This window comes from Bradyrhizobium sp. Ken51, from assembly GCF_055807435.1.
The window spans coordinates 1-26,668 of record NZ_JBVVPB010000046.1; the positions used below are offsets into that span (position 1 = coordinate 1).

Genomic DNA, 26,668 nt, shown 5'->3' on the forward strand with positions numbered 1-26,668 from the left:
TCCTTGATGACACCGTTGGCAAAAGACGCGACGAGGCTTGCGCATGCTCGTTCCAGCCATGGGTCAAGATCTACGTGCAAAACCCATGGGGAACGAGACCCCGCGGCCGGCATTGGCTCCTATGGATGACAAAAAGTGGTCGCCATCATGGTCGCCTCGATGCTGCTTCTGGTCGGCATCGCGGCCTTGCTCGTACAGCAGCCGGAGCTAGTCACCAACACCAACGCGGTGATGGGTCGGTAGCGCGGAGCGCTCGCTACCCACGGCAGGCGTGGTACGATCGGTCTCGGTATCACCGAGGGCATGATCCATGACCGAGAGCGCCGCCGACCTGGTCAGGCTGATGAACGTCGTCGAGGCGATCGTCGCCGAGATGGATCGTCAGGGCGTCGCCGACGCGGTCGCGGATCTCGGGTTCGACCCGATGCCGATGGCGACCGTGGTGATCCAAGCGGCGGACGGAGACGTGGTCCGCTTCCCCGGGCCACGCGGTCAGGGCTAGGCCTTACCGGGAGCGCGAAGCGCTCGCTACTGGGAAATTTCCCAGGTCCATTCACCAGGCCGGCACGCTATGAGACCGCCATGGGCGATCTCAATCATATTCGCAGGCAGGCGGCCGAATGTCGCGAGATGGCGCAGACGGCCAAGGATGAGCGACAGCGGGAGCAGTGGCTGCTGCTCGCCGAGGAGTACGAGAAGCTCGCCAGCGAGATCGAGGGGCGCAAGCAACGCGGTGGTTGGTAGTCCTATTGACTTCTGCACAGTGGGTTTCAATCGATTGACAATCCTGACACGAATCCTCGAAATGAGGTGCCGCGTAGGTTGATGAGCGCGGAAGCGTGAAACTTGGGCTAGGTTTCGAGAACGCATTGGCGTTGAGCGTGCTGCAGCGAAATGTCCAGTTCGCCGGTCCTGACTACAGATTGGACCCATTCAGTTTGTTGTTGTTGGAAACCGCTAGTTCGGGGCCGTTCAATGTCCCCGAACACGCCCATGTCGCGGCGTTGACGTCCCAGTCAGCTTTGGCGGCATCCCCATCGCTGCAAAGCAACATCGCCAAAGGTGATCGTACGTTTGTACAGCTGATGGTTGGCTTAGATGCGGAGATATTGGGTTGTGGAACGATCGCGCCGGGCAGAGCAGGCCCTGCCGGGCCGTGCCGCTGCAACGTTTGCAAAGTCCCGAGCATGTCCCGAATGATCTGGTTTGGAACCTGTGCTTCCGCAGTGACAATCGTACTCGGAAAGAGCACCAGTCTCCCCATCAGTTTCGACAGATGCCCCGCCACGTATATTCCTGTCCGAATCATTGCATCGTTTGACATAGCGTGGTTGTAGTCCCTGTAGCTACACCAATCGACTAAAGGCTTTGCGCAAGCCCGGTTCACGCATGGCTTAAGCGTGAGTGGCTGCCACCGATCGGCGGAAGCTGGCGGACCCTGAACTCGACCGGCTGGCGGCTAAGATTGTTGTTGCTCCCACGAATAGGCGGTTCAAACACAGGAATGCTGACGTAAGCCGCGACAAACCGGTCTTGCTCGCGTCAGACTATCCCTCGCTTGCCGAAACCTGAAGATTGCGTCCGAGCGCTCTGAGGAGGCTGGTTGGATCTCTCTAGATGTTCGGCGATAAGCCGATCTGCGGAAGAGAGATCAACTGAACTTTGTGCTGGTGCAGATCTTGTCTCGGGCGACCGGGACATGGTGAGAAGAAGCGCGCAAACTATTACGGTAAATGCACCACCAAAAAGTAGCATCCAACCCCATTCAAGGCCGACTGATTGAAAAAGGAGCCTTGTGATGCCGGCACCAATTGGATTGGATTTCGCCGAGCGCATCGTGTCGGCCTGCATCGCAGTCATCCCGGACGAGAATCTAACGACCGTGGTGACCATGAGGATCAGAAGGCCACCAGCTATCACGCCGGTCACTCGCCGGCAGCCTAAGAACACCAGCAACACAATTGCCATCGACCCGCCGACAACAAATATCCCGTCGCCCTTTCCGCCCATCACATAGTTGAGGGAGCCTAGTAAAGGCACGCTCACGATCGGACTGAAAGCGCCGAGCGCCATTGCGGCAGCTCCAGCGACGATTCCCCAATCTCCCGGCTCAAGTTCATCGATCATGTACTTGCTCTAAGACGGTTATTGCAACCAAAGCGAGTTTTCAGTAGCGCAGCGACTTTAAATATGGATCGAAGAATACATTCAAATTTGAAGGATTGGCCGGTCTGACTAAGGGCAAGCGCATCGGGGGGTGCTGTGCGACGGCAACCTATTCTGAAAGGACCTCGATCGCCGATCCCTAGAGATGCCTTCCCTGTCCTGAGGCGGTAAGCAGCCGCGTTTTGCGAGCTTCGAACACCGAGCGTGAAGCAGCGAATGAAGCTGCAGTGATTCGGAACAAGCACCAGACAAAACGAACATCGCACGGCCCCCTGCAATCGCTTCATTTTTCACGCCTCTAATACTCGTAGCGCCCACAATTTGACAGACACCGTTTGCCCGTGGCCGGCTTCCCTCGAAAGCCGGGACCGCCATGTCATATCCACCGCTTTATAAAGAGTACCAGGTCCCCAAGCGCCTGAAGCTGAGGGCCTCCGAGCTCTTCGACCTCCTGAACATTGGAATCCTCGCGCGGTCGCGCGCAGGGGGTCCGACGCGATGTACTGCGGGGCGACGATCGATGCTTTAGCGACCGAATACCATCACCAGTGCATGGGCTGCGCTATTTGGTGGGACTTCGATCGGAAAAGGCCACGTTTCCTTCGAGCATACCGAGTGGTCGCCCTCGGATGTCGCCTTCTATCTCATAGAGATTTGCAAATGGGGAACACCGGCCGCCGACCTACTTGACGTAGACCATTCGTTCCTTAGTGGCCCGCAGGCTGCGGATGTAATAGCCTTGTGCCTGAACAGCTGACTTAATTTCGTTGCTAACCTTGAGGACTCGTTTTCTGCTCTTTCGCCAGGTGTGTGCAGAGTAAAGTGCAGGTACGGCAGAGCCTGTACTTAGAACGAGCAAGCCGCGTCTGTCATTGCGATAGACATCAAACATCGTTCGTCCCCGCTGACCGTATTGAACTAAGAATGAAATATGTTTCGGTTGTCTCAATGGCCGAGCTTAGTATTTCGGTCGGCTGTGCGGGTTGTAAATCTGCAACGCCAGCGACTTTCCTTCAGTTCGTTCCGGATACGGAACGAACTGAAGCAAGCCCCGGCCGCCGTCAAATTGCTCCGTATGCGATTACTTCAGTCACGATGTGTTTCGGATGTTGTTGATTGGGGGCAGAATCGAGAAGGAAGCGGCAGCCGCCCCCTTCACGGATTCGCCCGTGTGGTTGCTCGTGCACAGCAGCGCCGACACATCCACCGTGGGCGGCGATGCACCTGGCCCGGAGGCGATATAGCTACATCTTTCGCTGACTGCCTGTTCAGTAAGAATAGCCGACTAAGACCTGCTCGCGCTCTGCGCTTCGCGTTTTGACCCACAGCGCACCTTGCAACGGCTCGGCTGCACGTTCACTTGAGATCGACGCAACTTGGCGTCAGCCGACGTCGCCGTTGACCCCAAAGCGTGCCCGTTTTGACCCTCACGTCTTTCGAATCTTTGTAGTCGGTCGCAACAACGGGAAGCTACTCTCTTTCTTCGTCTTCTTCTTCGGAGAGTGGGCATGACCAGCATCCAAGTCGATCGAATTCCGGGGCGCGCATTCTGCGATTCAGGTCTGAACTGGTCAGGCAGGAGTCGGGACCTATAATGGTCCACCTGTTTGATTTGCCGAGATTACGACCACGAGGCTACGCCAAGTCCTCGCTAACTCATCGGGCGGTGCTGCTCGCCCTCGTAACGGAAGGCCGCCTCAGTCGGCCCTCTTTCCTTTGGTTAATCCGCACGCATGCGGAAGGGCGTCAGGTTCGAAGCTTTGGCACAACAACCTGCGGCCATCGCTCAGCGGGTGCAAACAGGGCGGCCCCAGATGGTTCCAAAGGCTGTTCCGCCATCGCACATGAACCTTGGCACGCTGTGTGAATGGGGCATCGGGGACTTTGCAATGACCCTCCCGGGCTGGAAGTCGCCGGCCCCCGATCATTTAAAGCCGACGGCGTTATGCTGTAAGCGTCCGGTGAGGGCCCCGCGGGACGATGGCGTGGCGCGGTGGCCCGATTAGGCCGCAGACTGAACGGGGATTCTCTTCCATTCCCAAGGCAGCAGCTCATTGAGCCGACCTTGCCGGGTGCTGGCGATGCGGGCCAGGACGTCCGCCAGCCAGGCTTGCGGATCGAGGTCATTGAGCTTTGCCGTCATGATCAGCGTCGCCATGACGGCGGCGCGGTCGGCACCGCGTTCGGAGCCGGCGAAGAGCCAGGACTTGCGGCCCAGGGCAAAGCCGCGCAGCGCGCGCTCCGCCGCATTGTTTGTCAGGCAGATCCGTCCGTTGTTGACGAAGCCGGCGAACCGGTCCCAGCGGCGCAGCATGTAATCGATTGGCTTGGCGACCGATGAGGAGTTCGACAGCCGGGCACGCTGCTCGCGCAGCCATGCTTCCAATGCAATCACAAGCGGGGCGCTTTGTTCGTTGCGCACCCGCAGCCGCTCTTCGGCACTTTGGCGGTTGATGCCACGCTCAATATAGAATAGCGCATCGATGCGCTTGACCGCCTCCAAGGCAATCGGCGAGATCGCCGCGGCGTTCCTGTCTCGCCTCGCATTGGCGGCGATATCCGCCAGCTCGAAGAACTGCCGCCTGGCATGGGCCCAACAGTGTGCGGGCGTGATCCGCCCTGCGCGCGCGAAGCGTCATACAGCTCATTATAGCCGCTATAGGCGTCGGCCTGCAGGATGCCGGTGAAGCTTTGGAGATGCCGTGTGGGATGCTCTTGCCGTCGGTCGCGTGAGGCATAATAGAGGGCCGCTGGCGGCGCCCGGCCACCAAACGGCCGGTCGTCGCGGACATAGGTCCAGATATGCCCCTTCACGAGGATCGGCACCGTGGTGTCATCGCCGTGCAACTGCTCGGCGGCCAAGACGTGGCGCTCGATCAGCCCATAAAGCGGCTGCAGGGCCGTCGCGCAGGCGCCGACCTGGTCGGCCATTGTCGACAGGCTCAGATCGATCCGCTCCCGGGCGTAGCGCTCGCTCTGCCGGTTCAAGGGCTGATGCTGGCCGAACTTCTCGAACAGGATCATTGCCAGCAGGTTCGGCCCGGCAAAGCCGCGCGGCGTCACGTGGAAAGGCGCTGGCGGCTGGGTGATCGTCTCGCAGTCCCGGCACGAGAACTTCTCCCGCACGGTCTGGATCACCTTCCATGACCGGGGAACGACCTCCAGCGTCTCGGTGATGTCCTCGCCCAGCTTTGATAGCTTCGATGAGCCGCAGCAAGGGCAGCTCTCCGGTGCGGCGACCACGACCCGCTCGCGCAGCAAATGGTCGGGAACGGTTTGCGCGACGGCCGCTTGCGCTGGAAGGACCTGACGGCCTGTGTCTGAGCCGACGCCCTCTCGGGCCGCCAGCTCGTCTTCGGTTGCGGTTGCTTCCAACTCTTCGAGCTCAAGCTCCATCTGTTCCAGGAGACGTGCCTTGCGCTCCGAGCGGCTGCCATAAATCTGGCGACGCAGCTTCTCGATCTCGAGCTTGAGTAGCTGATCAGGGCCTCGGCCGCCTTCGCGTCGGCAGCTTCCGCTTTGGCGCTCGCCGCGACCGCTTCCGCTGAAGGCGCGCGGCGCGCTCCGCGAAGATCATCGCATGCGCGGCGGCCAGATCGGTGGGGAGAGATTCAGATGTGGTCACAACGATGATGGAATCACATCCATCACGATCCGCAAGCTCAAAGCCTCATCCTACCGATGTCGGCCGTCACGTCTCTTGTGGGCGCCGCCAGTCGATCCCGGACGAGAGATAACCGAGTTGCGCCGACGAGATCGTCACCACACCCTCGGCCGGGCTCGGCCAGATGAAGCGCCCCCGCTCCAGGCGCTTCGTGAACAGACAGGCGCCCTGGCCGTCATGCCAGATCACCTTCAAAAGATTGCCGCGACGACCGCGGAAGCAAAACAGGTGGCCGCCAAGCGGGTCGCGATGCAGGATCTCCTGAGCCTGCAACACCAGCGACCGAAAGCCCTTCCGCATGTCGGTATAGCCGGTCGCGAGCCATACCCGCACCCGGGCCGGCACGGGATCATCGTGGCCGTCCATCAGTCAGCGCCGCCACGACTGCGCTCAGCGTCGCCGCGTCAACCGCGCCCGTGATCCGCATCCGAGCCCCGGCCGTTAGAGGCACCAACGTCGATGACGGTGGAAACGTTCAACCCTCGTGCTGCGATCTTTTCCAGAGCACGTGCCGTTGATGGTCGCGAATGCTTGCTCCAGCCGCGCGACTTCATTGTGGAGGGTCGAGATCGCGGCATTGCGTTCATGAATGACTTCCAGCCGAGCAATCCGATCCGCTTCCGAAGCCGCTAACTCCCCTCGCAATCCGCCTGCTATCGTAGTAGCGAGGCGGAGCGCCCGCTCCACCTCGGACTCGGCCAGAAGATGCGCGGTCTCCATTACGGACAGACCGGAGCTCGACGCAGAGCTCTCCGTCTCGTCTTGCGATGCTAGATATCCCCGTTGCGAGTAGGGAAGTTCGCCGGCACCAGCCGCTGCCGCCCGGTCACTGCGTAGATTCCACCAGGTTTGAAATATTTGGCGATGCCGATCGGTTACAGACCCGCCGCCATCGACTACGCCGGCTTCTCGTGCCCACCGAAAGTCCTGGTCGTAACCAAGCTCGATGAGCATTTCCGCACCCACCATGTCGTTCACGGCCTGCATCTCTTGGACGCTCAGTTCGGTTCGCCATGCATGGACTGAACGATGGTCAACTGTTTTCTTGTCGAGGATCTTGCGGTCGCCAAAAATGCTGGATTTTAGATAATCGGTCGTTCCGATCGTCATCGTTGTGATGCCGGTCGGATCGTAGCCGAGAGCATTGATTATACGCTGGACTTCCTCACCGGGTTGCTCCACCAGCGACTCGTAGCGGACCATCTCCGTGTTTGGCCGATTGCGCCTCGCCGCAAGCACAGGAAGGCCAAGAACGAGATCAGCAAGATATGGCGCGCTCGCCGGGACGCAGGTTTCAGACAGAAGCGGAATACCCCACGTGGATTTTAGTGAGGCAGCAATAGCATACGGATTCCGCATCAGAACGATATGCAGGGCTTCAGGATAAAGCGAATCCAGAAAATCAACGGCCATCCAGTAGCGCTATGAGACATGGCGCAAATCCGATCACACGTCGATCGTTTATGGGCTTCATGGCAGCGTTGGCAGTGCGGGCATCCACCGTCACCGCAAATGCAGACGAAGTCGCTATTTCGGTGCACAAGGATCCGAACTGCGGCTGCTGCTCAGGCTGGGTGCAGCATCTGCGCGACGCCGGGTTCACGGTGCGGGTAGAGGAAACAGCGGATCTTGTTTCGGTCCGGACGCGACTCGGCGTTCCGCCGGAGTTGACGGCTTGTCACACGGCGGAAGTGAATGGTTACATCATCGAAGGCCACGTGCCCGCGGCAGCCATCCGGCGACTGCTTTCCGAGCGGACGCCCGTCAGGGGTCTCGCGGTGCCTGGTATGCCGATCGGATCGCCCGGCATGGAAGGGGGGCGGCCTCAGCCCTATGCCGTCATGTCGTTCGGAGCGGACGGGCCCAGGCCATTCACGCGCTTCGTAGGCAAAAAGGTGATCGGCTGATTCCCTCTTACCTAGCGCGCCGGTTCACGACCGAAAGCCGCCGCAGACCGGCGCAGCTCAACATCACTTGTCCTTGTCGTGTGGTGCGGTGTCGAGGAGGCCGGACCTCCAGTGTAGTGATGGCTCCCGGACGCGGGATCCTTGGAGACGCCTACGGTGGTCTCCTTCTTACCCATGTGATGAGGGACTTCGGTCTTCGGGCCGCCGCTATAGTGGTGACCTTTCTTTTCCTTATCCGTGCTCTGCGCCATCGCGGGCACAGCGAACGCGGCGGCGGCTACGACGGCAATCAGCGTTCTGGTGACCATGTCTGTTCTCCCGGTGCATGATGGCACAAGCGGCCGGCGGCAGAAAGGACTCATCCTAAGTGGCCGCCACCCACCATCAGGAGCTTGCCATGCGTGCTATGACCTTTGCCGCCGCACTACTCGTCACGACGCTCGGGCACGCCGCCTGGGCCCAATCGGCCGCGGAGCACGAAGGGCATCATCCGGACCAGAAGCGAGAGCAGGCCACGCCAAAGGCAGACCAGCGGGGGCCTGCCAGCTCTCTGAGCATTAATGGCGGCGGAATGATGGGCGGGAAGATGCCCATGATGGACATGGCGAAGATGATGGAGATGATGCGGCAGTCCGGCGACGGAATCGGAATGGAGACGATCGATCACATCGAGGGCCGGGTCGCGTTCCTGCGCACCGAACTCAAGATCACCGAGGCGCAGCAGCCCGCCTGCAACGCGTTCGCCGACGCGCTGCGGACCAACGCCAAAACGTTGGGAGAGATGCGCGGCTCGATGATGTCGCAGCAGGGCGCCGGCGCCGGTCCATTCGCATCAGTAGAGCAGTGACAAAATCAAGCAGCGTCTCAGTGACGATTCAAACGCGGACGACATTCAGCCCGTGCCAGCTTCCTCCAAATTATAGGAATATATTCCATAATGAAGGTTATGCGAATCAATAAAGATCATGAAAATCAATGGTTTACCGTCATCGAGTCCAGCCCGGCCGACTTTCCTTAGGAGGCGTTCGTTTGTCTTATTTAGCGTTCGTCTCGGAGCGCCCCGCATCTTGCTATCCGTCCGCCATGATTGCGACGTGAGGCACGACGAGATGGCGATGCCAATCCGTAACTCGCAGGTGTCTTCCATTCTTGGACCTTCGGCCATTCAAAGCTCCGGAATACGCGCGCGGCCCATAACATCTCGATTGGCGGCGCAAACCAGCGAGGACTGCCCGACCTTCATTCAGTTGTCGGAACCCGAAAAAGGCTTGGAGGATGTGAGGCGGCTCACATCACCGGGACGAATTAGAGCTTACTCCGTCTTGGCGGATACAACACCGGACGGAGATGTCGAATGAAACGCCTTATGCTTTCGCTCGTCACGGCCCTGCTCGTCATCGGGGCGGCGACCAGCGTGCTCAGACCGCATGCACTTCTTCACTCTGCACAGAGCGGCATGCCAAACATTCCAGAGCTGCAGACAGCCCAGGCGAGCACGCTGGCCGAGCAGGAGATCGAGGACCGGTCCGTTCTGTTTGCCAGAGGGCGCACGCAATAGCGCACACCTGACCGGCCCTCTTCAGCCGCTCCCCCTCATTCCGCCGCAGCGGTCACTGGTTGCGGCTTTTGATCGTTCGGCCCGGTTCGCCCACTCTGTTCGTCGAGCCAGAGGCTATGATGTTCGCGTGCCCAGTTGAGGTCGACCTCACCCGAACCCATGGCCTCGAAAGCCCCCTCCATCCCGATCGTGCCGATGTAGATATGCGCTATCATTGCGGCCACGAATAGCACGGCCACCACGGAGTGGATGATCTGGGCCATCTGCATGCCTTCAATGCCGCTGATGTAGAACGGGAACATCAGCTCGTATCCCGTCGCCGCAACGAGGCCGCCCCCGATTACGACGATCCAGTAAATCATCTTCTGGCCGGCGTTGAAGCGATAGGCCGGTGGATGATCATGGCCGACAATGCCCCCTCCCCGCTTGATCCAGGCGACGTCCACTTTGTTCGGGAGATTTCCCGCGATCCACATCAGGAAGATCAGGACGACGCCGACGGTGAACGGGAAACTCAGATAGTTGTGGGCATACTTCGCCCATTGTGACCATTCGGAGAACGCTTCAAAACCGATCAACGGCAATAACAACGGCCGCCCGAAGGTGATGTTCAGACCCGAGATGGCGAGGATGATGAAGCAGGTCGCCGTCATCCAATGCACGAAGCGCTCAAACAGCGTGAAGCGCACGATGGTGCGCCCCGACCGCCCGCTTTCAAGCCGCACCATGCCACGGGTGAGATAGAAGATCACGAGCAAAGCCAGCATGCCGATAATCGCGACGCCGCCGATCCAGCGCAGCGTGACATTGCGAAACTCCCGCCATTCGCGTCCCTGTGGCTGCTCAAGCACGCCCGATCTCTGATCCGGAATGCTGACACGGCCCTGGATTCGGTTCAGCTCCTGCAGCAACTGCTGCTCCTTGACGGAGCTTGCGGTCGGGTTGACCTGCTGGGTGCTCGCTGGAGCCGCCATGATCACCAGAAGCAGCGCGCATGCGCCAAATGCCAGGCGAATGAGTCTTCCAAATGACGCCATCTGCGCCTCCCGGTATCGCGTCCTTGACTGTCGTCCGCGTCAGGACTCGATCGTCTCGCGATACGCGGTCTTCCAGCCCCACGCGCCGGAGCCGTAGCCGCGCTTCATCACGCGTTCCTTGTAGATCTGGGCGATGATCTCCCCGTCGCCGGCGAGCAATGACTTCGTCGAACACATTTCGGCACACAGCGGCAACTTGCCCTCCGCCAGCCGGTTCGCGCCGTACTTCTCGTATTCCTCCTTGCTGCCATCGGCCTCGGGCCCGCCGGCGCAGTAGGTGCATTTGTCCATCTTGCCGCGTGAGCCGAAGTTCCCGACCTTGGGATATTGCGGCGCGCCGAACGGACAGGCGTAGAAGCAATAGCCGCAGCCGATGCAGAGGTCCTTGGAGTGCAGCACCACGCCATCTGCGGTGGTGTAGAAACAGTTCACGGGGCACACGGCTGCGCAGGGCGCGTCGGTGCAGTGCATACAGGCCATCGAGATCGAACGCTCGCCTGGCTTGCCATCATTTATGGTGACCACGCGGCGCCGGTTGATACCCCAAGGCACCTCATGCTCGTTCTTGCAGGCGGTGACGCAGGCATTGCACTCGATGCAACGGTCGGCGTCGCAGAGGAATTTCATACGGGCCATCGTCGTTGCTCCTTATGCCGCCGCGATCTGACAAAGAGTGACCTTCGGTTCCTGCATGCCCGTCGCGGGATCATATCCGTAGGTCGTGATGGTGTTCGCGCTTTCGCCGAGAACGATCGGATCGGTCCCCTTCGGATAGGCGCTGCGAAGATCCTTCCCTGCCAGCCAGCCGCCGAAATGGAAGGGCATCCAGGCGACGCCCTTGCCGACACGCTCGGTGACGAGCGCTTTCATCCTCGCTCTGGAATTGTTCTCTGCACCGGTGACCCAGACCCAGCCGCCATCCTTGACGCCGCGATCAGCAGCATCGGCCGGGTTGATTTCGATGAACATGTCCTGCTGTAGTTCGGCAAGCCACGGATTGGTACGCGTCTCCTCCCCACCTCCCTCATACTCGACCAGACGGCCCGACGAGAGGATGAGCGGGAACTGCTTGGCAATCCCCTTCTCCACAGCAGCCTTCTGCACCGAGAAGCCGATGTTGGGCATGCGAAACTGCTTGGCATCGGGCGTCGTCGGATATTTCTCGACAAGATCGACACGTGGCGTGTAGATCGGCTCACGATGGACCGGAATCGGATCGGGAAGGCCGAAGGCGTTCATGCGTGCCTTGCCGTTGCCGTACGGCACGCAGCCGTGTTTGAGCGCGACCCGCTGGATGCCCCCTGAGAGATCGAGCGACCAGGACACCGAATCCGGATTGGTCGGATTGATCTTCATGATCGTGGCCAGGTCCGCTTCGGTGAGATCCGTGTCCCAGCCAAGCTTCTTCAGGCTCGCCAGCGTGAATTCGGGATAGCCGTCCTGGATCTCGGAATCCTTAGAGTACGATTTGTCGGCCAGCAGGCTGACCTTGCGCGTGGACCCGTCTGGCAGCTTCTCCTCGCGTTCGATACCGAAGCGCGGCCGGAACGTGCCGCCGCCATCCATCACCGCGAGATTGGTGTTGTAGAGCAGCGGCGTGCCCGGATGCCGGACGTCCGGTGAGCCCCAGCACGGCCACGGCAGGCCATAATAATCACCGCCGACCTCGGGATCGTCCTTTGGGGCACGCATCGTCAGCATGTCGAACTTCGCCTGGTTCTTCATGTGCGCCTTGAGCCGCTCAGGCGATTGCCCGCAATAGCCGGTCGACCAGCTGCCGCGATTCATTTCGCGCAGCACATCCTCTGCTTCAGGCAGATTGTTCTCGACCTTGATCTTCTTGAACATCTGGTCTGCGAATCCAAGTTTCTTGGCCACAAGATAAATGACCTCGAGATCGTCCTTGGATTCGAAGATCGGTTTGACGATCTGCTCGCCCCATTGCAGCGAGCGGTTCGAGGCAACGCGCGATCCCTTGCACTCGAATTGCGTGGCCACGGGGAGAATGTAGACGCCATCCTTGCGGCCGGCCTCGACCGCCAATGACGCCCACGTCGTGGGATGCGGGTCGGCAATGACAAGCAGGTCTAGCGCCTTCAGGCCGTTGAGAGACTCCGGAATGCGCGTGATGCTGTTGCTGGCGTGCCCCTGAACGAACACTGCCCGTACGTTGTCCTTCTGAGCGACCTGATCTTTCGGCAGCGTCACCGCCTCGAACCAGCGAGTCAGCGGAATGCCGGGAGTCTCCATGATCTGCTTGGAATCGAAGCGCGACTTCAAGAACTCGTAATCAACGTCCCAAACCCGCGACCAGTGCTTCCACGCACCTTCGGCGAGACCGTAGTAGAACGGCAACGTCACGATATCGAGCCCGACATCAGTCGCGCCCTGCACATTGTCGTGGCCGCGGAAGATGTTGGCACCCATGCCGGGCCCGCCCACATTGCCGGTCAACAGCAGCAGGATGCAGCTCGCCCTCACATTGGCGGTGCCGACGGTCTTCTGAGTCTGGCCCATGGCCCAGATCAACGTCGACGGCTTCTCGGTGGCGAACATCTTCGCGACCCGCTTGAGCTGTTCGCCGGGGATGCCGGCGACGCGCTCGACCTCTTCCGGATTCCATTTCTCCACCTCCTTGCGGAGATCGTCGAACCCGTAGACACGCTGCCTGATGAACTCCTTGTCCTCCCAGCCGTTCTGGAGAATGTGCCACATCATGCCGTAGAGCACTGGAATGTCTGTGCCCGGACGCATCCGCACATATTCCGTGGCGTGCGCTGCGGTGCGCGTCATGCGTGGGTCGATGACGATGAAGTTGGCCTTTTGCAGCTCCTTGCCTTCGAGCAGATGCTGCAACGAAACCGGATGCGCCTCGGCCGGATTGCCGCCCATGATCATCTGAGTCTTGGCATTGCGAATATCGTTGTAGCTATTGGTCATCGCGCCGTAGCCCCAGGTATTGGCGACGCCGGTGACGGTGGTCGAATGGCAGATGCGTGCCTGATGGTCGGTGTTGTTGGTGCCCCAGAACGCCCCGAGCTTGCGGAACAAATATGCGCCCTCATTGGTCATTTTGGCCGAGCCGAGCCAATATACGGAATCGGGCCCCGATTTTTCGCGAACTTCGATGATCTTGTCGCCGATCTCGTTGATCGCAGTCTCCCAGGAGACGCGCGTCCATTGCCCGTTTAGGAGCTTCATCGGATAGCGCAAACGCCGCTCGCTGTGCACCAGCTCGCGTACGGAAGCTCCCTTCGCGCAATGAGATCCTCGATTGATGGGGGAATCCCAGCTCGGCTCCTGGCCGATCCAGACCCCGTTCAACACCTCCGCGGTCACGGTGCATCCGACCGAACAATGCGTACAGATGCTCTTCTTGACGGTGGCCCCAGCGGTCAGCGGACCCGCCACGGCCGCTTCCGCCTTGCGCACGCCGGAAATCGGCATGGTCCCGAGTGCCGCGAGCGCGCCACCCGCAACACCGGACCGGCGCAGGAAGGTGCGGCGATCGAGACCGCCGGTCTGCCTTGCCATGGTGTCCGCGACCGAGCCGCGGCGGCCGGATCCGGAATGCTCTTGTGTTCGCTTGATAAGCACGGGCAGCCTCCCTTAGGCGGGATAGCGATTGACGCGGTAATAGGCCTTCACGTGATCGGATTCCTTGTAGCGCGCCTTACGCTTCTCATCGTTATTCTCGCTGTCGGCCTGCGCGGAGCCGACGAGTGGCGTCGCCAGCGTGGCGCCAGCGCCTACCGTGCCGATGCCAACTTTGCGGAGGAAGTCGCGCCGTCCGACGATCGCTTTCTTTTCATCGCTCATCGCATCTCTCCCGGACCAGCCTGCGCATGGTCAGTTCGCGAACGAAAATCCTTGCCTCTCGATCTCAATAAACAGGCGGCCGAATGTGCCGACCGCGCGGTAAAACCTTGCGCTCGCGGCCCGCTCCATGTCGGCAAACAGACGCCCCATCCAGGACGAGACGTGCTTCTCGAACAACGCACGCTGCGCAACGAACGGCGCTTCCAAGCGGCCATCAGCCATTCCGGCCATGATTTTGCAGAGGATGGCGGCATGATCCTCGGGTTCGAAATTACACTCGGCGCCCATTATGCCGAGTGCCGCAAGATCAGTCCGCAAGCGTGACAGCGGCCGTTCGTTGAGAAAGCCGGTCAAATAGTAGGAGGCGTAGGGCAGCAACTCGCCGCGGCCGAGACCAACAAAAAGATCGAAATATTCGCGTTCGACCTGAGCTGCGGTCGTGTGCGAAGCGGCATCCGCCAAGCCGGCGTGAACCTGACCGAGTGGCGTGCCGTCTCCACTCAAGCCCGTAAGCCGATCGAGCAAGCTCTTGGATGGCGCAGCCGCAAGCAAGGCGGCAAGAAGGGCATATTCCTGCGCTCGCGCGACATCGATCGGATCGATGCTGTCTTGCAATCTCGTGGGTTCGTCATTGTGATCAGGATAGAGATCAGGCCGCAGTTCGGCCCGGGGAACACCTGTTGCAGCTTCCACCGCAATCACCCGCTGAGCGGGTATCTTGCTCCAGTTCGAAACCGAGGGCTGGCTGATGCGGATTTTGCGCGCAAGCTGGGCCACGCCGCCTGCGGCGTCAATGGCGCGATCAAGCCCGGCGTCACGCACATGGACCTCCGTTGCCTGAGACCCTCTAGTGACCAATTTTACTTGCGCAACAAAGTGCTAGCAAAGCCTAGACCTGGTTCCGGAGGCGGTCAATCGCCGCTCAATAGGTTGAGCCTATAGCCTTTGGTAGAACACTATTCAGGCAGGGCACCGCCATGTACGCGGCGCGGAGGAGTATCAGGCTCCGTTGCCCGTTGCGATGCAACGGGAGCCGCGATCGTCGGGATGGCTTCGCCAGGCGTCTCGGTAAGCACCGCCGAGTGCACAATATCCCCATTCGGAACGTCCGAGGCCCCCTGCAATTGCGTCGGCGTGTCCGGCTGTGCCTCTGCGGCGTCACGCAGACCCCCGACGATTCGGTCGACCCAGGCTGCCAGCTCCGTCTGGGAGCAATCGAGCGGTCCGAAGCCCGGCATAGCATTCGGATCGTTGAAGTCCCAGGCATTCTCGGCGAGCCCCACGAAATCGCGGATCGCCGGGTCGGCCGTCCAGGCGCGGCGAAGAGCCGCTTGCATCAATTCCGGCGGAATACCTTTGCGCAGGAACGCGGTGATGTCGGTCCCCGCCGCGATCGCGTCGATCGATGGCAAGCTGCCGAGATCCAGGTCCGGTTCGGCCTCAGCCGCGGGGGATGGCACCCCGGCTTCACCCGCGGGCCTGGCTCTCTCCGCCGGCGGAGCATTCGATTTTGACTCGCGCTTGCGGCGTGACCAGCGTGCGAGAAACTCTTCCTCGGTCATTCTTGCCCGCCTTCGTGCTGCTGACGCGCCAAAGCCTCGGGATCGGCGCGCCGTCGCTCGCGTTTGACGAACTCTCTCTCGACGTGGTGTTCGGCGATGAAGCTTTCAATCACCTCGCGCACTAGCTCAGGCATCGGTACGGCTTCAACCAGATTGTCAGCGGCTTCGGTAAACCCCTCTCCTTCCGCGGGATCAGCGGTCGCGGCGGCGATCGCATAAGGCCAGGCTCCCTCGGATGGGCTCAAGACCACCCAGAGGCTCGGTGTGCCGGAGGCAACATTGTCGCAATAGCGCCCGGTTTCCGATACGTACAGGTCAACCGATGCGCTGCCGGCATAGAACCAGGTCGTGCCGCCCTGTTCGCGCAAGATTGTCCAGGCCTCCGCGTCCAGTTTGTCAGGCAACACGGCAGTGCTCCGCCAGATGAAATCGGCCCAGGGCGAATCCGCCTCGCGCCGTTCGACGATGATGCCGACAGGGATACGCTGGAGTGGCAGGGCAGCGCTCATGAGATGGCTTCCAGGCGCCTGATCGGGAGTCCCCTCAACAGGTTCTGCGGTTTCATGCGGAGCTTCTGATCGGCTGTCATAGCCAGGATCAGATAGACCGGTTCACCCCGCAAGGTCTCTATGGCGAGCTGAGGATCCGCAAAGGTCAAGCGAAACAACGAAAGAACTCGCTCCGCGCTGGGTCCGTCCAGCTCCTCGTCGTGCCAAAGCCGATCGCCCATCTTGGTGGCGTCAGCGTCCAACCCGACATACCAGGCCAGCTTTACCTCGCGCACTTCCGTCAGCGGTTCAATAGCAACATCGATCCCGAGCAGATGGGAGACCCAGCGGGTCATTGCCTGTGCCAGCGCGCGAGGGCCTCGCCCGCCTGCGGTGAAATCGAAGGCCATATCGAACTGGTCACTGCGTTTCCAATAGCTCTCGGTATTTTCGTCGCTTAACACATCGAGCTGGGCGTCAGCCTTGGTGCCCAGCATCGAGATCAGCGACAAGATAGGGGTCGGGCTACGACCGCCGACAACCTCCTCATCGCCAAGCAGCAAGGCCTGTTCATGTGGAAGGATCCGTTGCGGTCGGAAGAACAGCTCGGCGGCGCGCAGCACCAACACATCCTCGTTGCCGTCGAGCGCATTGCGCAAAATCACATGCACGAGCTGATTGACGAACAGCGGCGGCAGGTCGTTTGACGACGAACGCAGGACCGCGAGATACGCAGCTTCGAGCGTCGGGTGCCGCAACATGAGATCGCGAAATGCCACCACGAAGCGCCAGTTCTCCCGCGCGTCCTCATCGGCGATCGCAGCGAGCTCTTCGGCTGCGACCGCTCGGCGCGGATCAGCAAGCATCTCACGGTGCAGTCTTCGTTCGACCGCGCACGCGTCCTTCGGCGGCATCAACTCGGGACGGGCAAAATAAGCCTTCAAGAATTCGTCGGTGACACGAAGCCTGCCGCTCTCGTCGCGATCGAGCAGATGATGGCCGCATGCGATCCAGAAATCACTCATCGGAGGAGCGACTCCTGGATCCCATCAGAATAGTTAAGATCGCTGTCGGATTTGACATCATCCTCGATTTCCATGAACGAAAACGCCTTGCCGTGCCGCTGCCCTTCCCTCAGTTTCAGCTTGCGGAAGCCCTCACGGACTTCGCCATCGCCCGACGAACGGTGGACCGCAATGAGCGAGCTGATCGGGTGCGTGCAAAGGGACTGCGCAAAGGAGACTTCCTCTTCTGCAGCGGTCCTGGCAATTGCCATGTCCGGTGCGCCGAACCGATCAACGAGTTGCCTCGCAAGGAGTTCGATCAGCACCTGGCAATCGTCCTCGGTCGCCGGAGCGATCTGCGCCAGCGTCGACCATCCCCAGGACTGCACACCGAGAAAGCCGCCGCGGAAGGCGGCGCGTGCCTTGCCGCTCAGCTTCGCCGGATCCTGGTCGCAGAAGCGGAACGCGCCGGAGACAGCCCATTCGCCTGGCGTTGCCGGCACCTCGAACACGAAGGTGTCGGAGGGATCCAGCGCGACTGTGCGTAGAAGTTTGACGGTCTTTTTCAACGCTTCGGTCCTCCAAGCGTCGGATCGAGCCAGGATGGCGAGGCCAAGGCATTCACGAGGTCTGCCCGCTCGGTCTTATCACCACCTATGCGGCGCGTGAGCAGATCGCCGCAATCATCGATGCGTCGAACAGTTTGCCGCTCGCGAGGGATGCGGCTGAGATATTCGCGCGCGACGCTGTCAAATCCATCGACCTGCCAACTGTCGATCGCCCGCATCAGGTGCCGCGCAAAGCTCTCTGTCATCTGTACTGCGCCGGCCTCGCCGAACCCTTCCTCATCGAGGGCGGAGGCAAGCGGGCGAACACCGGGATCATGATCATTGATCATGACTGTTCGAATCATGGCCCCGAATACGAGCCAATCGGGCGGCTCATCCTCGTCCGCGGATGCAGGCCAGCCAAGCCGTCCCCCTCCGACGAGTCCCCCGTCAATCCTCACCGCATCGGGCCAACCGATCGCAACTTCCATGGCCGGCGGCGCATTGGCGCGCAGGGCATCGGTCAGGGCAACCATGCCGGCGTAAAAGGCGCGGCGTGTGGTGGTCAGCGGCTCCGTCGGCTCCAGCACCACCGCGAACTCGGCGACGTCGAACCGCCCTACATAGACCAGCGTGCCGGCACCGCTTTCGGGTGCAATGCAGCATGCATGGGCGAACGCGTCTCCGCTCTCGCGCAACCGGACCAAGGCAAAGGGCGGCGGCAATTGGATCTGTTCCGCCGTGGAAGCGAGGCTGGTTGGGATCGACCGCAGGCCTTCCTCCAATTTCTCCTTTTACCCGATTGACAATATCTATACGAAGCGAAGGATCGGAGCGAGCCCGTCATTCGTCGCCTTCTCGGAGGGATGAACCTGGAGCAGCCAGCGAAGACCATCCTGATTTGCTCGTGTGAAGACACGATGCGGCTTGACGTGGCCGCGATCAAGCGCGGATGCAGCAATGGCGACATCAGGAGTTTTCGTCACCTGTGCGGCGCCGAGCTCGACCACTTTCGCGCATGCGCAAAGGCAGAGAGCCCTCTGACCGTTGCCTGCACATATCAGCAATCCTTGTTTGCGGAGCAAGCCGCCGATCGTTCCGCGCCGATTGCTTTCGTGAACATTCGCGAGACGGCAGGCTGGTCGACCGAAGGCACGCATGCGGGCCCCAAAATGGCAGCGCTGCTCGCAGCCAGCGCCGTGCAGGCGCCCGATTATCCACTTGTCACGCTTGCCAGCGACGGCGTCATCCTGATCTATGGCCGGGACGAGGCGGCGATCGAAGCCGGGCTGCTGCTTTCGGATCACCTCGATGTGACGGTGATGCTGAGGGAGCCGGGCGAGATCATCTCGCCTGTGGCGACGTCCTTCCCGGTCGTTAAAGGAACCATCCGTAACGCCAGAGGACATTTTGGTGCTTTTGAGCTCACCATCGATGACTACGCTCGCCCGCACCCCTCCTCGCGCGATCACTACGTCTTTGAAACTCCACGCAACGGCGCCACCTCGCGTTGCGACATCGTCCTTGACCTATCGGGAGAGAGGCCGCTGTTCCAGACGCATGATCTGCGCGACGGTTACTTGCGGGCCGATCCCAGGGAGCCAGGCGCCATGCTCCGCGCCGTCCTGAGCGCGCGCGATCTCGTCGGGCGTTTTGACAAGCCTAGATATGTCGAGTTCACGCCCGATCTTTGCGCCCATTCACGCTCGAATCTGACCGGCTGCCATCGCTGTCTCGATCTATGCCCGACGAATGCGATCACGCCCGCCGGCAATCATGTGGCCATCGCCCCCGAAATTTGCGCTGGCTGCGGCCAATGTGCCGCCGCCTGTCCGACGGGCGCCGCGTCCTACGCGTTGCCGCCCGCCGATACCCAACTTCAGACCATCCGCGCCATGCTGCTCGCCTATCGTCAGGCGGGTGGACCGAACCCCGTCCTGTTGCTGCACGACCGCCAACACGGCACGCCGTTGATCGACGCGCTGGCGCGGCATGGGGATGGCCTGCCTGCCCAAGTTATCCCTCTCGCAGTTAATGAGGTGACGCAGGTTGGGCTTGAGGCTGTCATCGGTGCCTTTGCCTACGGAGCGGCCGCGTTCCGGTTTTTGCTCCGCGGCAAGCCACGGCATGACGTGGCTGGACTGACCCAAACGATCGACATGGCAGAGACCATCCTTGCGGGCCTCGGATTTGAAGAGCGCCGGGTGACTGCGATCGAAACTGACGATCCGGATTCAATGCTGGAGCAACTGAGGAGCATCGAGCGGCTTGCTGCGGTGAACACGCCTGCGACCTTCAAGACCGTGGGCAAGCGGCGCGACCTGCTTCGCTTCGCGTTGAGCGAACTGCATCGGCTCGCACCGAAGCCGGTCGACGTCATTGCCTTGCCTCAGGGCGCTCCGATTGGCGCGGTGAGTGTTGATACCGATGGATGCACGCTGTGCCTGTCCTGCGTTTCCGTTTGCCCGACGGGCGCGCTCCGCGACGATCCCGACCGTCCAGTGCTCAAATTCGTCGAGGATGCCTGCGTGCAATGCGGTCTCTGCCAGAGCACCTGTCCCGAGAAGGTCATCACGCTGAAGCCCCAGATCAATTTCCGCGCAGGCCGCGCGCCGGCGATTGTGATCAAGGAGGAAGAGCCTGCCCTTTGCATCCGCTGCGGCGCGCCGTTCGGCGTCAAGAGCACGATCGACCGCATAGCGGCCAAGCTTGAGGGCCGGCATTGGATGTATCCGGCCGGCACCAAGCGCCTCGACGCGGTCAGGATGTGCGCGGATTGCCGTGTGATCGTGATGAGCGAACAGCGGTTCGATCCGTTTGAGGGCGTGCCCGAACGCGCGCCGCCCCGAACCACCGAGGATTATTTGCGCCGGCCGGACAGCAAGACGTAGGCGCGACGTCCCTCGTCCAGGTTAGGGCCTCGCCTATTGCGAGGTCGCCCGGGCCAGGAAGTCGGTCAACGCCCGGCGGTCTTCGGCCGATCCGATGCGCTGTTCCGGCATCTTCGTTCCCGGCGTGTAGGCGTTGGGCCCGACTTCAAACAGCTTTGCGACGGTCTCGGGGCTCCAGACGATATCCATCGTCTTGAGCGCCTCGGAAAACCGATAGCCCGAGAGCGAGGCGATTTTCCGTCCGAACAATCCGGCAAGCGTTGGCCCTGCACGTTGCGGCTCCTTGTCCGACAGCGTGTGGCAGGCAACGCAAGCGCGAAAAACATCGGCACCGTGATCGCCCGCATAAGCGGCCAGCGGATCCGCTGATGTCCCGAACAGATTCGAGCCGACCGGCTCACCGGTATGCACGTTCCAGCGCCGGATCTTTCCGTCCGCACCTCCGGTCACGAGCGTTGCCGCATCATGCAGGAACACGACGGACCAGAAGGGGAAACCCGGTCCCACAAGTGTCCGCAACACACTCCGCGACTTGCGTTGCACAATGGCAACCGTGCCGTCGATGCCTGCGGCGGCGATCAGCATCCCATCATCGGAAAGCGCCAAAGCGACGATCGGTGCCAAGCCCGCGGCCACCTGGCCCTCCAGCTCTCCGTCCCTAGTCAGCATGCGCAGCTTGCCGTCAGCCCCTGCCGCGATGATCTCCCCATCGGGCGCGATGGCGACGGCGTTCAATGGCGCTGGCAATTCCACCGTCTCAGGCCGGCCCTCGGGCAAGCGCCAGATGCGCAACGCACGATCATAGCCGACGCTAACGAGCGACATGCCGTCTGGAGCGAACGCCACACCGTTCACATTCTGCGCGTGACCTTCGAACATCCGGGCGGCGCCATCAGCCAACGACCAAAGGCGCACGCTATGGTCCCAAGAGGCCGAGGCGAGGCTCGATCCGTCCGACGCCACGGCGATTGCCACGACGGGAGCAGTATGCCCCTCGAGGACTTGATCAGGCTGTTGGCGGCCGGCCGTCCATACCGCCAGCCGGGCGTCGGACCCCGCGGTGACCATGCGGCCGTCCTGCAGGAAAGCAACGGCGTTAACGGCATCCGCATGATACCTTAGCACCTCGCCCGCCGCGTTGGTCTTAAGCGACCAGCGGATGACGGACGTGTCGAAGCTGCCCGACAACAGGCTGTCGCCATCAGCCGAAACGGCGAGCGCACGGACGGGGCCGCCGTGACCCGCAAGCTGCGCGTGCGCCGCTGACCCAGCAACAATCTCCAGGAGGGTTGCGGCAACCCGGGCGCACGAAGCCCATCGCATCAATCATTGCCAGCCATGGTCACTCTATGCCGTCAAGAATGCCCGAAATAAAGTGTCCGCGGCACCGCGCTTACTTCTCCGGCGCCACGACTTTCTTGGACGAGCCCTCGGGCGCCGCCTGCATCCCGGGCGGGCTCTGGCCCTGCGGACTCTCGGCGGGCGCGCCGCCCGAACCCGTATTAACCGGGCCGGTCCAGCCCTGTGGCTGCGGCTGGCCCTTCTCTTCGGGAACCGTCTGTGGCGCAGGCGCCCCTGTCTGATGGGATTGGGCGAGCGCACTATCGAAGGCCACGACCGCTGCCAGGCATAGTATGGATGTCAGTGCCTTCACGGCCGGATCCTCCTCTGGGGCGCAAGCTTCAACGAGGAAGGATCGGTATCCGTTCCTCGACGCGCACTGCGTCAGTTCGTCCACCGCCCGCAATCGTCCCTTGAATCGCGGCAGCGCGAGTCCTAGCCTTGGTTTTTGCTCGTCATGTCAAGGAAGAAGGCATGTTGGGGCAATCGAGGCCATTGCTGCGGATGATCTCATGGCTACGCGCCATGCGCGTGTTCTTGATCGCTCCAGAGCCAGCTATCCGAGAAGCCTCGCCTCTGCTCGCTTTTACGGTTGTCGTGCTCATGCTGCTCCTCGTCATATTGGAAGTGGACTTGCATAGCGCCGACCTTCAATCGCTGGGGTTGATGAGCGATGCATTTTCGAGCGACCCAGTTTTTAAGAGCCCTTAGCACCGGCGGGAGCTGCCGGCGAACTTGAGATCGTTCGTCAGAGTAGCTCGCAGGAAGCGACATCGTAGGATAGTGCGGCTTGCAAGTGATGGAGTTTGCATATGAAGGCTTTTCTGCTCGGTTGCGCTGCAGCCGTTGTCATCGCAATTGCAGCAATGGCGCTCTTGGATCAGGTGCAGGAGCCCGTTGCCCAGGCGTTTTCTACAATCAGTGTCCGTCTGTAAGGCTGCCCGTCAAAAAAGGCCCGTGGCGGCCGCTTGATGCTCGGTTACGATCTCCATCAGATGGGGCGAGCGCTTGCATGAAATCGCTACAAGGTGACGGGCTGTCGGAGCATTGACGGCCCGCCAAGGGCGGAGCGCGATCAGGCACACCAAGAGCGGCCCTTCTCCCTTCTTGGTCAACTGCGACGTCCAGCAACATGGGAAGCTCCTCGTCGAAGCCGCTGGCTTGCGGCGTGTCACTCTATCTGCGAGCGGCACACCAACGGGGTCGCTTTGATCGCATCCAGTGCGGCGTTGCTCTGACCTGTTAACGTTGTTGACGGTAGTCCCCCGGAGTTGCATCCACGTCAACGTCAGGACAATTGCCACCTTGCATTCGTATCTACATCAGAATTGGAGATGATCATGCGCAGAGTAGCATTGGTGATTGCATTCGTGGTTTCGTTGACCGCTCCAGCATCGGCTCAGAAGGCCGAAATTGAAGCGATCAACGCGAAATGGATTAAAATGTTCAACAAGGGCGACTTCTCTGGGATTGGGTCACTCTACAGCACGGATGCGACCGCAATCCCGCCCGGCTCTGCGATGGTGCAGGGCAGAGCCGGCATCGAGACAATGTGGAAAGGCATGGCCGAGCAAGTTGGCGATCCGAAGCTTAACACCATTGACGCTAAGCCGCTTGGCCCTACCGCGGCACGCGAGATCGGCACCTTTGTGCTGAAGACCAAGGGACCGACACCGCAGGAAGTGACTGGAAAATATGTCGTGGTTTGGGAAAAGGTCGGAAATGATTGGAAGCTCGCCACTGATATCTGGAACGAGGGCAAGTAGCATCGTTCGCAGGTCTGCTTCGCGTCAAACGATTCCGATCCTCAAGGCTGTTTCATTGGCATGAAAGGGCGGGTTCTGCAGGCTTGCTCCTGATGGTTTTTCTGGATCTCCCGGTGCACACATCATGCGCACGCCGCCCTCAAAGCAGTTGAAAAACTTAATGCCCGGCTCCAATCATCATGGGAAAGCTTGAGCTGACTTAGAGAAGCGTCGGCGAACAAGGTCACATCAAATCGCGCACGTTCGAGGCAATGAAAGTCACGCTCGCACTCTACGAGAGCCTAAGCTTGGCGGGCGTGCCAGAAGGCAAATAGGGTTTGTACAGGCGAGCGGCTAAGTAGTTCTAGGAAATCAGGAGAATTCCTAGCAGGCGGTGGCCCAGCGGGACAAGTTGCCTACTAAGGTCAACAGTGTCGAATTGCGCGCCGCCGTCATGTCCGGTCTCGCCTCAACTCCCGACACGACCGACACCATCACGATCTGCGCCTTTCGCGAGGCGCGTGGTCGTTTGCCGAAATGCTTGTATGAGCCATGCGCCAAAGAGAAACGCCCCTCTCGATTAAACCGGTCATGAAGAGGACCATGTTGGCTTTCGGCCGCTGAGACCACCGCGCCCACTGCGATGACCCCTCGCCGGATCATTTCAATCACTGACCGACCTCGCTGCTGATAATTTCGCCGAAGAGCTCCCAACGCTCACCCTTAAATTTCCTGAGCTGAAACTGCTTAATCGGAGCGAAGTCAACCGCACTTGTCTTAATCGTGACGCCGGGCAAGAGTCCTTCCAGCAGTAGATCATCGATAGTAGCTGCATGCTTCATAACATTCGCGCGGGTGAGATCGTCGCCGCATTGTTTGAGAACGTCGACCGCTGTTTGCGCCACGCTGTAACCGAACAATACAAACTGGTCCTCGCGATTGCCCTCTCGGAAATACTTCGTAAGGAACGCATCAAAATTCTTGATACCTGCGTCTTCTTTCCACTGCGGGTCAGTGGCATCCTTCTGATAAGAAGCGGATACGATGCCCTGGCTGTTTTCTATTCCAGCGGGCTTCATCACGGCTGCGGTTGATGCAGCGGTACCACTTATAATGAACAGTGGCTTCCAGCCCAATTCGGCTGCTTTTTTTATCGCCTGCGCTGTGAACTTTGGTGTCGCGAAGCTGACAAAAATGTCGGCACCGCCCGACTTGAGAGCAACGACTCGGGAATCGATCGTAGGATTGCTGGTTTCGTAGCTCTCCTCTCCCACAATCATCGAAGCCGCTTTCGCGCCCAGGCCGTCCGTTAAGCCTTTGAAATAGTCTCTTCCTAGGTCGTCGTTCTGATAGAGGATGCCAATCTTTCCGTGGGGCCTCTCCTTCAAAATGTACCCAGCATAGATGCGAGCTTCGCTTTGGTAATTAGGTTGCCAGCCGATCGTCCAAGGAAACTGCTTTGGATCGTTCCATTTTGTCGCACCGCTTGCGACGAAGAGCTGAGGCACCTTCTTCTCGTTCATATACTTCTGGATCGCCGAGTTAGACGGCGTGCCGAGAGCGCCGAGGATGAATAGCACTCCATCGCTCTCGACGAGTTTACGCGCTTGTTCAACCGCCTTTGGCGGGCTGTAGCCATCATCATATGAGATGAAATTAATCTTGCGTCCGTTGATGCCGCCTTCCGCATTAATCTTTTTAAAATACGCGCTCTCTGTCTTGCCGATTACGCCGTAAGCGGAAGCTGGTCCGCTGTAGGGCATGATGTTTCCGATTTTGATTTCGGTATCCGTCGCACCAGTGTCGTAGTTCTTCTGCGCAGTTGCGCCGGTACCGGTAATATCAAGCAATATAATAGCGGTTGAGAGCGCCGCCAATCGTCGCGCGACGAAGGACATTTCGTTTCTGCCCATGAAACCAACGAATGTGTCTGGAAACCTCTATAAGGTCCCTTGAGATCTAAGCACCGTCGTCACTTCTTGTCGATGTCAGTGTGGACGTTCTGAATGATCGAAATAGTCAATGTGGCTGTCTGTATTGGGCTCGTATCTGCGCCTTGTCACGAACTCGGCCATCACCTTTAGCACCGACGGATCCTGACAGTCGGGTTCGTTTCGGATCACAAGCTACAATCGTGCAACTGCCCGCTGTAGGTCTGCTAAGGGTCGATTTTGTTGCAAAAGTCGGCTGCAATGGATTTGGCCGTTGGGCCTTTCGTTAAGCCGCGCTCTGAAGCGCTGGCCCTACGCATTTTACGCAACTTCGACGCTACGCTACGCAATGCGCAGAGCCTGAGCCGGGGGCGGTCGTGCGACCAGCGATGCAAACCGCCTCAGATTCTGGGCGATGGCGGCTAGAACAAATTCATCCTGGGCACCTTGCGGGCCGCGCAATCGGAGCCGACCAAGCTTCAGGATGCGCTTCAAGTATGCGAACCTCATCTCGATCTTCTTGCGCTGACGCCGAGAGAGCTCGAAGCCCTCGGTGCCTGCGAACGACCGGGCAACGTCTCGGGCATGCTCATGGATATCGCGCGGGATCTTGCGTGATGGTTCCTTTGGGCAGCACTGCGGTTTGAGCGGGCATACATCGCAGTCGAGCTTGCTTGCACGATACAGAAGGGTCTTGCCCTCGTGCACGGTACCGCTCGTCCCCAGCCGCTTACCACCCGGGCAGTGGTAAATGTCCCCGGTCGGATCATATCGAAAGTCGCTCCGCGAGAAGGTGCCATCATCCCGCTTCGACTTATCGAACACAGGGATATGCGGCGCGATGCCCTTCTCCTCGACCAGCCAGTTCAGCATCGGAGCCGCTCCGTAAGCGGTATCCCCGACAAGTCGCTCTGGCTTGAGACCGAAGCGCTCCTCCGTGCATCCGTTTTCCGCGCAAGCCGTTGATCGTTGGCCGTCAGCCTGAGCAGATCGAGCAACCTATGATT

The 26,668-nt window shown here is 60.3% G+C and carries 28 protein-coding genes and 2 pseudogenes; 9 read left to right on the plus strand and 21 right to left on the minus strand.

All coding sequences use genetic code 11. The features are described from left to right. Positions 1-310 precede the first annotated feature (310 nt). Together AC0L27_RS37580 and AC0L27_RS37585 are read left to right on the plus strand one after the other, a co-directional pair. Positions 311-502: a hypothetical protein gene (locus AC0L27_RS37580; protein ID WP_473322805.1), complete on the plus strand. Its 192-nt coding sequence runs from the start codon at positions 311-313 to the stop codon at positions 500-502. A gap of 80 nt (positions 503-582) precedes the next feature. Beyond that, positions 583-744 carry a hypothetical protein gene (locus AC0L27_RS37585; protein WP_473322807.1) on the plus strand — a complete coding sequence of 54 codons (162 nt, stop codon included), beginning with the start codon at positions 583-585 and terminating at the stop codon, positions 742-744. A 172-nt stretch (positions 745-916) separates the two neighbouring features. Here the strand turns inward: AC0L27_RS37585 and AC0L27_RS37590 are convergent, their stop codons facing one another. From AC0L27_RS37590 to AC0L27_RS37615, 6 genes and pseudogenes are all read right to left on the minus strand, one after another. Then, positions 917-1,288 (minus strand): hypothetical protein, encoded by a 372-nt coding sequence (locus AC0L27_RS37590; protein ID WP_473322809.1) that lies wholly within the window; start codon positions 1,286-1,288, stop codon positions 917-919. A 254-nt stretch (positions 1,289-1,542) separates the two neighbouring features. Further along, positions 1,543-2,127 (minus strand): hypothetical protein, encoded by a 585-nt coding sequence (locus AC0L27_RS37595; RefSeq protein WP_473322811.1) that lies wholly within the window; start codon positions 2,125-2,127, stop codon positions 1,543-1,545. 721 nt (positions 2,128-2,848) lie between these two features. Then, positions 2,849-3,058 carry a hypothetical protein gene (locus AC0L27_RS37600; protein WP_473322814.1) on the minus strand — a complete coding sequence of 70 codons (210 nt, stop codon included), beginning with the start codon at positions 3,056-3,058 and terminating at the stop codon, positions 2,849-2,851. A 1,110-nt stretch (positions 3,059-4,168) separates the two neighbouring features. Then, a pseudogene (tnpC, locus tag AC0L27_RS37605) lies at positions 4,169-5,743 on the minus strand (IS66 family transposase). A gap of 114 nt (positions 5,744-5,857) precedes the next feature. Further along, complete coding sequence (tnpB, locus tag AC0L27_RS37610) at positions 5,858-6,196, minus strand: IS66 family insertion sequence element accessory protein TnpB (protein WP_473322818.1); 339 nt, start codon at positions 6,194-6,196, stop codon at positions 5,858-5,860. Between the two features lie 75 nt (positions 6,197-6,271). Further along, on the minus strand, positions 6,272-7,243 hold the full coding sequence (locus AC0L27_RS37615; RefSeq protein ID WP_473322821.1) for a sulfotransferase: 972 nt from the start codon (positions 7,241-7,243) through the stop codon (positions 6,272-6,274). A 59-nt stretch (positions 7,244-7,302) separates the two neighbouring features. Here AC0L27_RS37615 and AC0L27_RS37620 point away from each other — a divergent pair, with 59 nt between their 5' ends. Continuing rightward, a complete protein-coding gene (locus AC0L27_RS37620; protein ID WP_473322898.1) occupies positions 7,303-7,737 on the plus strand; it encodes a DUF411 domain-containing protein in 435 nt (144 codons plus the stop codon). Positions 7,738-7,748: 11 nt separating this feature from the next. On the opposite strand, the gene AC0L27_RS37625 is transcribed toward AC0L27_RS37620, so the two are convergent. Next, positions 7,749-8,045: a hypothetical protein gene (locus tag AC0L27_RS37625; protein ID WP_473322826.1), complete on the minus strand. Its 297-nt coding sequence runs from the start codon at positions 8,043-8,045 to the stop codon at positions 7,749-7,751. Between the two features lie 59 nt (positions 8,046-8,104). On the opposite strand from AC0L27_RS37625, the gene AC0L27_RS37630 reads away from it, so the two are divergent. Together AC0L27_RS37630 and AC0L27_RS37635 are read left to right on the plus strand one after the other, a co-directional pair. Continuing rightward, positions 8,105-8,584, plus strand: coding sequence for a Spy/CpxP family protein refolding chaperone (locus AC0L27_RS37630; RefSeq protein ID WP_473322828.1), 480 nt, complete (start codon positions 8,105-8,107; stop codon positions 8,582-8,584). A gap of 507 nt (positions 8,585-9,091) precedes the next feature. After that, the gene (locus tag AC0L27_RS37635; protein ID WP_247523798.1) at positions 9,092-9,295 is read left to right on the plus strand and encodes a hypothetical protein; all 204 of its coding nucleotides are present in this window, start codon (positions 9,092-9,094) and stop codon (positions 9,293-9,295) included. 35 nt (positions 9,296-9,330) lie between these two features. On the opposite strand, the gene AC0L27_RS37640 is transcribed toward AC0L27_RS37635, so the two are convergent. The 10 genes from AC0L27_RS37640 to AC0L27_RS37685 all read right to left on the minus strand — a co-directional run bounded on the left by AC0L27_RS37640 (position 9,331) and on the right by AC0L27_RS37685 (position 18,538). Continuing rightward, positions 9,331-10,332 carry a formate dehydrogenase subunit gamma gene (locus AC0L27_RS37640; protein WP_247523797.1) on the minus strand — a complete coding sequence of 334 codons (1,002 nt, stop codon included), beginning with the start codon at positions 10,330-10,332 and terminating at the stop codon, positions 9,331-9,333. A gap of 39 nt (positions 10,333-10,371) precedes the next feature. Then, a complete protein-coding gene (gene fdh3B / locus AC0L27_RS37645) occupies positions 10,372-10,968 on the minus strand; it encodes a formate dehydrogenase FDH3 subunit beta (RefSeq protein ID WP_007592757.1) in 597 nt (198 codons plus the stop codon). A gap of 12 nt (positions 10,969-10,980) precedes the next feature. Next, positions 10,981-13,929 carry a formate dehydrogenase subunit alpha gene (locus AC0L27_RS37650; RefSeq protein WP_473322835.1) on the minus strand — a complete coding sequence of 983 codons (2,949 nt, stop codon included), beginning with the start codon at positions 13,927-13,929 and terminating at the stop codon, positions 10,981-10,983. Between the two features lie 12 nt (positions 13,930-13,941). Continuing rightward, on the minus strand, positions 13,942-14,151 hold the full coding sequence (locus AC0L27_RS37655) for a twin-arginine translocation signal domain-containing protein (RefSeq protein WP_247523795.1): 210 nt from the start codon (positions 14,149-14,151) through the stop codon (positions 13,942-13,944). Between the two features lie 30 nt (positions 14,152-14,181). Continuing rightward, positions 14,182-14,973 carry a molecular chaperone TorD family protein gene (locus AC0L27_RS37660; RefSeq protein ID WP_473322839.1) on the minus strand — a complete coding sequence of 264 codons (792 nt, stop codon included), beginning with the start codon at positions 14,971-14,973 and terminating at the stop codon, positions 14,182-14,184. A gap of 134 nt (positions 14,974-15,107) precedes the next feature. Then, a complete protein-coding gene (locus AC0L27_RS37665) occupies positions 15,108-15,713 on the minus strand; it encodes a DUF3306 domain-containing protein (RefSeq protein WP_473322843.1) in 606 nt (201 codons plus the stop codon). Continuing rightward, positions 15,710-16,222 (minus strand): DUF3305 domain-containing protein, encoded by a 513-nt coding sequence (locus AC0L27_RS37670; RefSeq protein ID WP_473322845.1) that lies wholly within the window; start codon positions 16,220-16,222, stop codon positions 15,710-15,712. The genes AC0L27_RS37665 and AC0L27_RS37670 overlap by 4 nt, the downstream gene beginning before the upstream one ends. Beyond that, on the minus strand, positions 16,219-17,226 hold the full coding sequence (locus tag AC0L27_RS37675) for a DUF6352 family protein (RefSeq protein ID WP_473322847.1): 1,008 nt from the start codon (positions 17,224-17,226) through the stop codon (positions 16,219-16,221). Before AC0L27_RS37675 ends, AC0L27_RS37670 begins: the two co-directional genes overlap by 4 nt. Further along, on the minus strand, positions 17,223-17,774 hold the full coding sequence (locus AC0L27_RS37680) for a DUF6505 family protein (RefSeq protein WP_473322849.1): 552 nt from the start codon (positions 17,772-17,774) through the stop codon (positions 17,223-17,225). The genes AC0L27_RS37675 and AC0L27_RS37680 overlap by 4 nt, the downstream gene beginning before the upstream one ends. Beyond that, complete coding sequence (locus AC0L27_RS37685; RefSeq protein WP_473322853.1) at positions 17,771-18,538, minus strand: biotin/lipoate--protein ligase family protein; 768 nt, start codon at positions 18,536-18,538, stop codon at positions 17,771-17,773. Before AC0L27_RS37685 ends, AC0L27_RS37680 begins: the two co-directional genes overlap by 4 nt. A gap of 135 nt (positions 18,539-18,673) precedes the next feature. On the opposite strand from AC0L27_RS37685, the gene AC0L27_RS37690 reads away from it, so the two are divergent. Then, positions 18,674-20,644 (plus strand): 4Fe-4S binding protein, encoded by a 1,971-nt coding sequence (locus AC0L27_RS37690; RefSeq protein WP_473322856.1) that lies wholly within the window; start codon positions 18,674-18,676, stop codon positions 20,642-20,644. 33 nt (positions 20,645-20,677) lie between these two features. Here AC0L27_RS37690 and AC0L27_RS37695 read toward each other — a convergent pair whose 3' ends face one another. Together AC0L27_RS37695 and AC0L27_RS37700 are read right to left on the minus strand one after the other, a co-directional pair. After that, on the minus strand, positions 20,678-21,967 hold the full coding sequence (locus tag AC0L27_RS37695; RefSeq protein ID WP_473322858.1) for a c-type cytochrome: 1,290 nt from the start codon (positions 21,965-21,967) through the stop codon (positions 20,678-20,680). 70 nt (positions 21,968-22,037) lie between these two features. Continuing rightward, positions 22,038-22,259, minus strand: coding sequence for a hypothetical protein (locus AC0L27_RS37700; RefSeq protein WP_473322860.1), 222 nt, complete (start codon positions 22,257-22,259; stop codon positions 22,038-22,040). A gap of 167 nt (positions 22,260-22,426) precedes the next feature. On the opposite strand from AC0L27_RS37700, the gene AC0L27_RS37705 reads away from it, so the two are divergent. The 3 genes from AC0L27_RS37705 (at position 22,427) to AC0L27_RS37715 (ending at position 23,751) form a co-directional block, all read left to right on the plus strand. Then, entirely contained in the window at positions 22,427-22,696 is a 270-nt protein-coding gene (locus AC0L27_RS37705; protein ID WP_473322862.1) for a hypothetical protein, read from the plus strand. Positions 22,697-22,797: 101 nt separating this feature from the next. Next, on the plus strand, positions 22,798-22,920 hold the full coding sequence (locus AC0L27_RS37710) for a hypothetical protein (protein WP_256467322.1): 123 nt from the start codon (positions 22,798-22,800) through the stop codon (positions 22,918-22,920). Positions 22,921-23,325: 405 nt separating this feature from the next. Next, complete coding sequence (locus AC0L27_RS37715) at positions 23,326-23,751, plus strand: YybH family protein (RefSeq protein ID WP_473322864.1); 426 nt, start codon at positions 23,326-23,328, stop codon at positions 23,749-23,751. A gap of 647 nt (positions 23,752-24,398) precedes the next feature. Here AC0L27_RS37715 and AC0L27_RS37720 read toward each other — a convergent pair. Beyond that, entirely contained in the window at positions 24,399-25,628 is a 1,230-nt protein-coding gene (locus AC0L27_RS37720; RefSeq protein WP_473322866.1) for an ABC transporter substrate-binding protein, read from the minus strand. 375 nt (positions 25,629-26,003) lie between these two features. Next, positions 26,004-26,597, minus strand: a pseudogene (locus AC0L27_RS37725) (transposase); the annotation flags it as partial. Between the last annotated feature and the right edge of the window lie 71 nt (positions 26,598-26,668).

Excerpts from the sequence above, each read along its gene's own strand:
- AC0L27_RS37600 (WP_473322814.1), bottom strand. The coding sequence starts at position 3,058 with ATGTTTGATGTCTATCGCAATGACAGACGCGGCTTGCTCGTTCTAAGT.
- AC0L27_RS37635 (WP_247523798.1), top strand. The coding sequence starts at position 9,092 with ATGAAACGCCTTATGCTTTCGCTCGTCACGGCCCTGCTCGTCATCGGG.
- AC0L27_RS37625 (WP_473322826.1), bottom strand. The coding sequence starts at position 8,045 with ATGGTCACCAGAACGCTGATTGCCGTCGTAGCCGCCGCCGCGTTCGCT.
- AC0L27_RS37675 (WP_473322847.1), bottom strand. The coding sequence starts at position 17,226 with ATGAGTGATTTCTGGATCGCATGCGGCCATCATCTGCTCGATCGCGAC.
- fdh3B (WP_007592757.1), bottom strand. The coding sequence starts at position 10,968 with ATGGCCCGTATGAAATTCCTCTGCGACGCCGACCGTTGCATCGAGTGC.
- AC0L27_RS37695 (WP_473322858.1), bottom strand. The coding sequence starts at position 21,967 with ATGCGATGGGCTTCGTGCGCCCGGGTTGCCGCAACCCTCCTGGAGATT.
- AC0L27_RS37665 (WP_473322843.1), bottom strand. The coding sequence starts at position 15,713 with ATGACCGAGGAAGAGTTTCTCGCACGCTGGTCACGCCGCAAGCGCGAG.
- AC0L27_RS37715 (WP_473322864.1), top strand. The coding sequence starts at position 23,326 with ATGCGCAGAGTAGCATTGGTGATTGCATTCGTGGTTTCGTTGACCGCT.
- AC0L27_RS37640 (WP_247523797.1), bottom strand. The coding sequence starts at position 10,332 with ATGGCGTCATTTGGAAGACTCATTCGCCTGGCATTTGGCGCATGCGCG.
- AC0L27_RS37690 (WP_473322856.1), top strand. The coding sequence starts at position 18,674 with ATGCGGCTTGACGTGGCCGCGATCAAGCGCGGATGCAGCAATGGCGAC.
- AC0L27_RS37595 (WP_473322811.1), bottom strand. The coding sequence starts at position 2,127 with ATGATCGATGAACTTGAGCCGGGAGATTGGGGAATCGTCGCTGGAGCT.
- tnpB (WP_473322818.1), bottom strand. The coding sequence starts at position 6,196 with ATGGACGGCCACGATGATCCCGTGCCGGCCCGGGTGCGGGTATGGCTC.
- AC0L27_RS37585 (WP_473322807.1), top strand. The coding sequence starts at position 583 with ATGGGCGATCTCAATCATATTCGCAGGCAGGCGGCCGAATGTCGCGAG.
- AC0L27_RS37720 (WP_473322866.1), bottom strand. The coding sequence starts at position 25,628 with ATGTCCTTCGTCGCGCGACGATTGGCGGCGCTCTCAACCGCTATTATA.
- AC0L27_RS37620 (WP_473322898.1), top strand. The coding sequence starts at position 7,303 with ATGGCAGCGTTGGCAGTGCGGGCATCCACCGTCACCGCAAATGCAGAC.
- AC0L27_RS37580 (WP_473322805.1), top strand. The coding sequence starts at position 311 with ATGACCGAGAGCGCCGCCGACCTGGTCAGGCTGATGAACGTCGTCGAG.
- AC0L27_RS37710 (WP_256467322.1), top strand. The coding sequence starts at position 22,798 with ATGAAGGCTTTTCTGCTCGGTTGCGCTGCAGCCGTTGTCATCGCAATT.
- AC0L27_RS37670 (WP_473322845.1), bottom strand. The coding sequence starts at position 16,222 with ATGAGCGCTGCCCTGCCACTCCAGCGTATCCCTGTCGGCATCATCGTC.
- AC0L27_RS37615 (WP_473322821.1), bottom strand. The coding sequence starts at position 7,243 with ATGGCCGTTGATTTTCTGGATTCGCTTTATCCTGAAGCCCTGCATATC.
- AC0L27_RS37655 (WP_247523795.1), bottom strand. The coding sequence starts at position 14,151 with ATGAGCGATGAAAAGAAAGCGATCGTCGGACGGCGCGACTTCCTCCGC.